We start from the raw sequence: 5,153 nt of genomic DNA, 5'->3' as shown, positions 1-5,153 counted from the left end.
CCGTGGTGCGGTGCGGAAACGCCGGCGTGCCGGCGGGATAGGCGACACCGGGCAGCGCGGAAAGATCGCGGTGGGTGTTGAGATGCAGGTTCTCATGCCGTCTGTGCCAGGGTTCGGCCAGCCTGTTTTCCCGCTCCAGCACCTGTGTCGCCACGCCGGCAGCGGCGAGCGCCTGGGCCACAGCGAGCCCGGCGGCGCCGGCGCCGATCACGATCGCGCCCTCGAAGGTTCCCGGTCGGCCGGCCGGCAAGGTTTCCGCTGCCATGTCTGTCATTGTCATAGCCGTGAGTGGCACACCAGTGTATCCGACATATGCCGCCTCCAGTCTCGCGCCAACCAGGCGCGTTTGCAAAACGTCGCAGGCGCGTTTGCAAAACGTCGCAGGCGCGTTTGCAAAACGTCGCAGGCGCGTTTGCAAAACGTCGCCGACCGCGTCGCCCGCGCGATTGCCAATCGTCGCCCGCGCGATTGCCAATCGTCGTGCGGTCCGTTGCAAACCCGCCTTGCCGCCGGCGTCATTGCACAGTAATGACGGGGTGGGCGCGCGACCGGGAGAACCTGAATAGGGCTTTTCGAGGGCGGGCGTCGGTACAAACGCCTGGAGTGCTGCTCCGGGGAGCAACGAGGTGGACATGTCCGCGCGCATTTTCAGCCCAGCCAAAACCGCGATGCAATCCGGCAAGGCCAAGACCGGTCGCTGGGTGCTGGAATTCGATCCCGCGCAGCGCAAGAAGATCGACCCGCTGATGGGCTACACCACCTCTGGCGACATGTTGAGCCAGATCAGGCTGACTTTCGACACCAGGGAAGAGGCGGTGGCCTATGCCGAGAAGGAAGGCCTTGCCTTCCGCGTCGAGGAGCCGAAGGAGCCCAAGCGCCGGCAGATTTCCTACGCGGAGAATTTCCGCTATGACCGCAGGACGCCCTGGACGCACTGAGCCGGCAAGCCGGACGGCGCCCTTCGCGAAGCATCAGCCGGCGCGGCCGGCCAGCGGTCCCGTAGCTCAGCTGGATAGAGCACCGGCCTTCTAAGCCGATGGTCGCAGGTTCGAATCCTGCCGGGATCGCCAATACTTTCAGTTGCTTGACTTGTCGCCCCCGCATGCAAAAAGCCCCGGACGATGCCGGGGGCCTGCTTTCGACGTGCCGCAGCTACCTAAAATTTGTACGCAGCGCCGATGCGGAGGTCGTTGATCGAGAGCCGATCCTCGAGAGGAGACCAACCACCACCGACCTGGAACAGTTTCTTGCCGAAATCGCTGTAGCGATATTCAGCGCGAACGACCAAGTTGTCGGTCGCCGCGTATTCCAAGCCCAGGCCCAATGTCCACCCTGTTCGGGTCGCATCGTGCGAGAATGGGAGGCTCTGTGTCTCATTCACGTTCTGGCGCGCAACGGCCAACCCCCCGGCGAAATAGGGTAAGAAGCGATCAACGCTGTAGCCAACTTTGCCGCGAAGCGCGGCAGTCCAGTCAACCTTTGATCCATAGCTGAAGAATGTGTCCGGGATGCTGGAGCCGATATAGTGGCCCCTCACGCCATCCTTCTTCAGACCCGCGAATGTGAAATCGGCATCGGCGCCGAGAACAACACCATTGTCGAACTGATAATTGTAACCGCCATATATGCCCCCCAAGACGCCAGCGGGCTTCGCGGGAACCTCGTAATAGCCGGTGTTGTCGAACGAGAGGAACGTCCAATCGTCTTTACCCCAGCCATATCCTGCCTGCGCGCCAACATAAGCCCCTGACCAATTGTAAGTTGATGCAACCGGCAGTTGCGAACCGGCCTCCGTGGCCAAAGCGCTAGTGGTCAGGAGTCCTAGTATTGCTGCGGTCTGAAAGATAAATCTCATGCTGCCCACCCCTCGAGATTGATGGTGCATGAGTGGCACATTTTTTTTGTGTGAGGGAATGGCTGACAGCGCTCGGTTGTATTTTAGAGCCAGGTGTTTCCCAAATGCATCTCGGCGCATGTCCCCAAAAGAGCGGACTATGCGCATTTCAGGCGCCCGGCGCTCCGGGCTCACTCCACCAGCACATGCGCCTCGCGCGCGGCGCCGATGAACGCGTCCCTGGCTGCGTCGGCCGAGACCTCGCCGCTCATCGCCCGGCGGCAGGCGCGCAACGCCGAACCGTGCAGCGCGCTGCCGGCGTCGCGCCATTGGCCCGCCAGCAGTTCTGCCGCCTGCTGTGCGCTGGAAATGTGCCTGATCGCGCCCGCGACACCCACCGAAACCGTGACCGGCCTCGAAAACCATCCCTGGGTCATGTCGGGAACCCTCATTGCCTTAACCCAACTAAACGCAGAAAAGGGCGCCGGGTTTCATTGCCGGTCTCAACAGGGCGTAAGGGCCGCCTTGGCCGCTCCCGCGGCCTTGGCGCGGCCGCCTTGTAACGGGCGGGGCGCCGCAAATGCGGCGCAAAAAATCGTTATATTCTTGCTGAAAGAGCGCCGTGCTGGTACTCCTTGATAGCGCCGGTTCGGAAATCTGCGAATCTGCGCCGGCTAGCGCCGCTTTCCAAGGCGCGCGAGTCGTCCCGGCCATGATCCCGAATGGTGGCAACCGGTTTTTCGAGAAGGATCATGGTCAAAACAAGAAGCAGAGCACAGTTCCGACTTCGTCGGGATGGTTGGCTCAGGTAACGCTCTGGATGTCTGATGCCATTGCCCCCGTGGCTTCGGAAGAGCACGAAGCATGGGGAAATCGATGGTCTCGAAGGAACTCACTTCCAACGCCGAAACCGCGGCAGCGTTTCTGACCGTGATGGGCAACGGGAAGCGGCTTTTGATCATGAACTATCTGGCTGCGGGCGAACTCTCGGTGGGTACTCTCGCCGAGAAGGTCGATCTCAGCCAGTCTGCCCTGTCGCAGCATCTTGCGAAGCTGCGCAGGTTTGGCCTGGTCGAAACCCGCCGCGACCGGCAGATGGTCTACTACTCCTGCAAGTCGACCGCAGCGCGCGAGTTGCTCGCCTTGCTCGATGGCCTGCTGGCGACGGAGCGCCCGCTCGCCGGCCAGCACCGGCAGTATGTCGCCGAAAGGCAGCGCCGGCCGCAGGCGGCCTGAGCCAGGCAAGCCTGGCGCCCCCGCCGCGCCGGGCAGCCTGTCGACCTGTGAGTAGAGCACCGGCCTACCAGGCCGGTGCTCTGGACTGTTTATGCCTGTTCACCAAAGCCGTCCGGCTCAACCAGCCCACAAGAATCTATCGCCACCTCTGCTGCTAGTATCGGGCTCGGCCGCCGGACATGTCGAAAACAGCGCCGGTGTTGAACGCGCTCGCATCTGAGCAAAGCCATACAACCAGCGCCGCGACCTCGTTCGGATCGCCGAGTCGCTTGAGCGGACTTGCCGATATCATTGAGTCGACGGTCTCGTTGCCGAGGTCCCGGATCAGGCGGGTATCGATCGGACCCGGAGCGATGCAGTTGACGCGAATATCGGTGTCGCTGACCTCACGCGACAGCGCTTTGGTGAAAGCGATGACGCCGGCGCTGGCTGCGGAATAGGCCGCAAGGCTCGGCAGTCCCTCTTTACCGGCAAGCGAACCCATGTTGACGATCCGACCCTTGCCCGCTTGTCGCATAAGCGGCAGCACCCGATGCGTAACTTCGAACGTGCCAAGAAGGTTGACCTGCAGGATTCGCTGCCATTCGGCCGGTTCGAATTCCTCGAACGGCTTGTAGCTACCCAGCCACCCCGCATTGTTCACGAGAATGTCGATTTCGGTCGTGTCCATAAGGCTTAGCGCTTCCATGACGCTATCGCGTTTCGTCACGTCCACCGAAAGGGAGCGTGTGCCTTCCAGTTCGACAGGCTCGATATCCCAGATCCAAACGTCCGCACCACTCAACGCGAGCTTACTGGCTATCGCTCGACCGATGCCACGGGCGCCACCTGTGACGATGGCTGTTCGGCCGGCAAAGTCGTAAGTCACCGACATCATCACCTCCGTTAAACGCCAGTGTCTCGTGTACTAGGCGCCGTATCGTGATTGAAGTCGAGCAGTTGGCCTGGCGATTTGAGCAGGTTTGGCCACCTCTCGCTGAAGTCTAGCGCGCTCCGCGCTGCCTGGTCACCAGGCTCCTCACCGCAAGCACCAGCACCGTGATGATGATCAGGATCACCGAGAGCGCTGCAATCGCCGGGTCGATATTGTCGCGCAGGCCCATCCACATCAGGCGGGGCAAGGTTATGGCGTTGACCGAGGTGATGAACAGCGTCACGCCGATCTCTTCCCAGGAGAGCACGAAGGATAGCAGCGCGGCGGTGACGATGCCGAACCTGATGTTGGGCATGATGACACGCGTCGCGCGCTCCCACACACTGGCGCCAAGCCCGCGCGCGGCAAGGTCGATGCGGCGGTCGAGCTGGCTGAGCGAGACCAGGATCAGCACGGTCGCGAAGGGCACCGTCATCACCGAGTGCGCCATGGCGACGCCGAGCCAGGTGTCGTAGCCGAAGAACGAGCTCATCCCCGAGATCGAGGTGAGCAGGAAGTAGAGCGTGATCGCCGAGACCACCGGCGGCACCACCATCGGCAGCAGCACAAAGCCGACAAGGGCCGCGCTGAAGCGCGGCTGGAACATCCAGACGCCGAGACCGAAGCAGAGCGCCAGCACCGTCGAGATGGCGCTGCTGACCACGCCGATCCGGATCGACAGCAGGATGGCGTCGATCCAGCGCGGATCCTCGTAGAGCGCCCGGTAGTGGCGCAGCGACAGCTCGCCCGACGGCATCGCCAGCATCCGGCTCGGCGTCAGCGACACCGGGATGACGGCAAGCAGCGGCAGAAGCAGGAACAGCGCCACCAGCACGGCGAGGATCAGCGAAATGGGGCCGGGGCGGTAGGTCGGCATCGCGCTACACCAATTGCTTCGGTTTGACGGAGCGGAAGAGCAGCGCCATCAGCGCGCCGACGAAGATCACCAGCACGACGCTGATCGCCGCGCCCAGTCCCCAGTCCGGGCTCTGGAAGATCCTGAGATAGATCAGTTCGGCGATCATCACGCTGCGCCCGCCGCCGAGGATTGCCGGCGTGACGAAGAAGCCCAGCGAGAAGACGAAGACGATCATCGCCGAGCCGATGATGCCGGAGCGCGTCATCGGCACGAACACCGTCCAGAAGGTGCGCATGCGGCTGGAACCCAGC

8 protein-coding genes and 1 tRNA gene are annotated in these 5,153 nt (G+C 62.6%); 3 read left to right on the top strand and 6 right to left on the bottom strand.

The window, feature by feature from the left end:
* A partial coding sequence (locus tag EN745_RS29555) for an NAD(P)-binding protein (RefSeq protein WP_148669378.1) occupies positions 1-265 on the bottom strand: 265 nt, incomplete at its 3' end.
* 367 nt (positions 266-632) lie between these two features.
* On the opposite strand from EN745_RS29555, the gene EN745_RS29550 reads away from it, so the two are divergent.
* Positions 633-938 (top strand): ETC complex I subunit, encoded by a 306-nt coding sequence (locus EN745_RS29550; RefSeq protein WP_126055558.1) that lies wholly within the window; start codon positions 633-635, stop codon positions 936-938.
* A gap of 55 nt (positions 939-993) precedes the next feature.
* Positions 994-1,070: transfer RNA gene (locus EN745_RS29545), tRNA-Arg, on the top strand.
* 86 nt (positions 1,071-1,156) lie between these two features.
* Here the strand turns inward: EN745_RS29545 and EN745_RS29540 are convergent.
* Together EN745_RS29540 and EN745_RS29535 are read right to left on the bottom strand one after the other, a co-directional pair.
* Positions 1,157-1,855, bottom strand: a complete 699-nt coding sequence (locus tag EN745_RS29540) for an outer membrane protein (protein ID WP_189363195.1) — start codon at positions 1,853-1,855, stop codon at positions 1,157-1,159.
* A 170-nt stretch (positions 1,856-2,025) separates the two neighbouring features.
* Complete coding sequence (locus EN745_RS29535) at positions 2,026-2,271, bottom strand: DUF982 domain-containing protein (protein WP_127399939.1); 246 nt, start codon at positions 2,269-2,271, stop codon at positions 2,026-2,028.
* A 439-nt stretch (positions 2,272-2,710) separates the two neighbouring features.
* Between EN745_RS29535 and EN745_RS29530 the strand changes: the two genes are divergently transcribed.
* Positions 2,711-3,070: a metalloregulator ArsR/SmtB family transcription factor gene (locus tag EN745_RS29530; RefSeq protein ID WP_127422875.1), complete on the top strand. Its 360-nt coding sequence runs from the start codon at positions 2,711-2,713 to the stop codon at positions 3,068-3,070.
* A 154-nt stretch (positions 3,071-3,224) separates the two neighbouring features.
* Here the strand turns inward: EN745_RS29530 and EN745_RS29525 are convergent, their stop codons facing one another.
* The 3 genes from EN745_RS29525 to EN745_RS29515 all read right to left on the bottom strand — a co-directional run.
* Complete coding sequence (locus tag EN745_RS29525) at positions 3,225-3,944, bottom strand: SDR family NAD(P)-dependent oxidoreductase (RefSeq protein WP_245455522.1); 720 nt, start codon at positions 3,942-3,944, stop codon at positions 3,225-3,227.
* Positions 3,945-4,053: 109 nt separating this feature from the next.
* A complete protein-coding gene (locus EN745_RS29520) occupies positions 4,054-4,860 on the bottom strand; it encodes an ABC transporter permease (protein WP_127422873.1) in 807 nt (268 codons plus the stop codon).
* A gap of 4 nt (positions 4,861-4,864) precedes the next feature.
* Positions 4,865-5,153, bottom strand: a 289-nt coding sequence (locus EN745_RS29515) for an ABC transporter permease subunit (RefSeq protein ID WP_127422872.1), incomplete at its 5' end; no start/stop codon positions are given.

Origin of the sequence: Mesorhizobium sp. M4A.F.Ca.ET.022.05.2.1 (assembly GCF_003998845.1) — a bacterium.
Lineage (GTDB): Bacteria > Pseudomonadota > Alphaproteobacteria > Rhizobiales > Rhizobiaceae > Mesorhizobium.
Note: the sequence above shows the minus strand (reverse complement) of the source record. Positions and strands in the feature narration are given on the sequence as shown.

What these genes read in the sequence shown, in the direction of transcription:
- EN745_RS29550 (WP_126055558.1), top strand. Translation starts at nt 633, where the DNA reads ATGTCCGCGCGCATTTTCAGCCCAGCCAAAACCGCGATGCAATCCGGC.
- EN745_RS29540 (WP_189363195.1), bottom strand. Translation starts at nt 1,855, where the DNA reads ATGAGATTTATCTTTCAGACCGCAGCAATACTAGGACTCCTGACCACT.
- EN745_RS29535 (WP_127399939.1), bottom strand. Translation starts at nt 2,271, where the DNA reads ATGACCCAGGGATGGTTTTCGAGGCCGGTCACGGTTTCGGTGGGTGTC.
- EN745_RS29530 (WP_127422875.1), top strand. Translation starts at nt 2,711, where the DNA reads ATGGTCTCGAAGGAACTCACTTCCAACGCCGAAACCGCGGCAGCGTTT.
- EN745_RS29525 (WP_245455522.1), bottom strand. Translation starts at nt 3,944, where the DNA reads ATGTCGGTGACTTACGACTTTGCCGGCCGAACAGCCATCGTCACAGGT.
- EN745_RS29520 (WP_127422873.1), bottom strand. Translation starts at nt 4,860, where the DNA reads ATGCCGACCTACCGCCCCGGCCCCATTTCGCTGATCCTCGCCGTGCTG.